3 protein-coding genes are annotated in these 2,834 nt (G+C 43.0%); all 3 read left to right on the top strand.

The window, feature by feature from the left end:
* Positions 1 to 1,466: sensor histidine kinase (locus AC1DUA_RS32365; RefSeq protein ID WP_477503643.1), on the top strand; the 1,466-nt coding region annotated here is incomplete at its 5' end.
* Positions 1,456 to 2,445, top strand: coding sequence for a substrate-binding domain-containing protein (locus tag AC1DUA_RS32360; RefSeq protein WP_477503642.1), 990 nt, complete (start codon positions 1,456 to 1,458; stop codon positions 2,443 to 2,445). The genes AC1DUA_RS32365 and AC1DUA_RS32360, both read left to right, overlap by 11 nt.
* Positions 2,446 to 2,471: 26 nt before the next feature.
* The coding region (locus tag AC1DUA_RS32355) for a hypothetical protein (protein ID WP_477503641.1) at positions 2,472 to 2,834 on the top strand (363 nt) is incomplete at its 3' end.

Genomic DNA, 2,834 nt, shown 5'->3' with positions numbered 1-2,834 from the left:
ACCTATTTCAATCCATCTTGATTACCCGCAAAGACATTGCTTCGATTATGGTTTTTGGCTACAATAATCGATTTGTTTCAGACCGTCGAATTACAAGTCTGAATCTGAACGCCAATGTCCAGGAACAGCCATGGTACAAAAATGCAAAGGCAGAAGGAGGCAAATCCGTTATTTCTGCTCCCCACATCCAGAACATTATCCAGAATGAGTACCGTTGGGTCGTTTCCTTAAGCAGGGAGCTGAAAAGTGCAGACGGCATTACGGGAGAGGGTATTTTCCTGGTCGATTTGAACTTAAATGTCCTTGGCGAGATTTGCAATCATATTAATCTGGGAAAAAGAGGGTATGTATTCATCCTCGACAAAGATGGTAGCATCGTGTATCACCCGCAGCAGAAGCTGATTAACAGCAATTTAAAGGAAGAGATGATTGATGAGGTCAAACAGTCGGGTAGCGGAAGCTTTACAACAGGGGATGGGAACAAAAAACGGATCTATACGATCCAAGAAACGCACTTTGGTTGGAAAATTGTCGGGGTTGCCTACGCCAATGAGCTCATTGCGAATCAGTATCAAATTAACATCTCGTATTTTTTATGGACGATTCTAGCTTTAGTCATCGCGTTGTACCTCTCCTTCTTTATTTCCCGCCATCTATCAAGACCCATCAAAATACTGCAAAGCAGCATGAAACAAGTGGAAAAAGGCGATTTCAGCATCCGATCGGACTTTCGCAGCGAGAATGAAATTGGACAATTGGGCCAAACCTTCAATATCATGGTCAGCCGAATCAAAGAGTTAATGAATCAAATTATTCAGAATGAGGAAAGCAAGCGAAAGAGTGAAATGAAGCTGCTTCAAGCGCAAATAAATCCTCATTTCTTGTATAATACGCTGGATTCCATCATCTGGATGGCGGAACGTAAAAAACATGATGAGGTCGTCCAGATGACCTCTTCACTTGCTAAGTTATTTCGTGCAATTATTAATAAAAATAATGAAACCGTTCCTGTTCGGGTGGAAATCGAGCACATCACCAACTATTTGCTCATTCAATCGATGAGATATAAGGATAAGCTGGATTTTCAAATTGATGTTGATCCTGGGATTCTAGAGGTCCATATTCCGAAGATTATTTTGCAGCCCATTGTTGAAAATGCGATTTATCATGGGATCAAAAACAGTTTGGAGCCCGGTTTAGTAAAAATAACAGGACAAGAAGACGGAGATAACATCGTGTTTGTCGTAGCAGATAACGGAGTTGGCATGGAACCGGAGAAGTTGGAGCACATTTTGAAATTGAAGGATGGCATCATCAAGGGCATTGGGGTCAGCAATGTGAATGAACGCATTAAGCTGTTCGGTAATGAATTTGGTCTTACTTTTAAAAGCGAAAAGTGGGAAGGTACGGAGGTTAGGATTGTACTCCCCAAAAGTGGACAGAAAGGAGTCATCGATGGCCGTTAAGAAGCCGGTTTTCTTGGCTGTACTGTCCGTGATTGTGATTGGTTTTGTCCTAATAACCATCATGGAAATGCTGCGTATTACGAATCCTAGAAAGCTTGAGATCGCTGTTGTCCTAAAAACGAACAATATTCGCTCGGATTATTGGCAAATGGTTAGTACAGGCATAAAAGCGGCTGCTAAAGAGTTCGCTGTAAACATCGATATTACTGGACCCATATCGGAGACGGATACCGAAGGGCAAATTCGGAATGTGAATGAAGCACTTGTGAAGAAGCCTGACGCTATTATTCTTGCAGCCACCGATTACGAGAAGCTCGGGCCAACTGCCTTGAAAATAAAGGAGTCCGGAACGAAACTCATTCTGCTCGATTCACCGATTAATACGCGTGCAGAAGCAACTCTTATTGCAACAGACAATATCGAAGCGGGGAGAAAAGCCGGAATGATATTGGCTGGCGGGCAGAATGGTAAATTATTTCGGGTGATGACACTTAGCGGCAATAAACAGACGATCGCCGAGAAGGAGCGTGAGAGCGGATTTAAGGATGCTATAGCCGATTTTCCTGGCGTAGAATTCGCGGGGAGTTATGGATTTGACGGGACTGAGGATGCGGCTTACGAACAGGTAAAACATCTGCTGGCTATGTATCCGAACATTCAAGGTATTTCAGCATTAAATGAAACGGCTACGTTAGGGGCAGCCAGGGCAATTAAAGAGAAAAAAGGGGAGGATCAAATTAGAATTGTCGGATTTGATAGCTCTATTTATGAGATTAAGCTCTTGGAAGAAGGGGCTATTAAAGCCACAATCGTACAAAAACCGTTTAATATGGGGTATTTATCCGTTGAAACAGCAGTGCAAGCTTTATCCGGTATTAAGGTGGACCCCAGAGTGAATATAGACGCCCATGTCATAACCAAAGAAAACATGTACACCCAAGAAAATCAGGAGCTTCTCTTTCCATTGGTGGAAAAGTAGTGATATGACGGAAGGGGGATCAAAAAATGAGCCGTATAGATAAAAGAAAAGTGGGTTCGTCGCTTATGCTGCTGCAGCTTACGGGCATTTTGCTCACAGGATGCATCAACGAGGAAGTTCACCATTCAGCTTCTGCCGATCCTGACGCGAAAGCAACGATTACATTTGTGGCTGCTGAATACAGCACATCTACGAAGCCATATTTTGAAAATCTAGTGAAAGAATTTGAAACGAAGTATCCGAATATCAAGGTGGAATTGCAGGTCATTAACTGGGACATTCTGGATAGTGCGTACAATACCATGATCAGCCGCAATCAACCTCCGGATTTGCTGCTCACGAACATTTACGCCCATTTTGCAAAGGACGGATTGCTCAACAGCATGGAG

The organism is Paenibacillus sp. 01T422, from assembly GCF_056398785.1.
The sequence above is the reverse complement of the archived record's forward strand: the minus strand, read 5'-3'. Positions and strand labels throughout refer to the sequence as shown.

What these genes read in the sequence shown, in the direction of transcription:
- AC1DUA_RS32360 (WP_477503642.1), top strand. Translation starts at nt 1,456, where the DNA reads ATGGCCGTTAAGAAGCCGGTTTTCTTGGCTGTACTGTCCGTGATTGTG.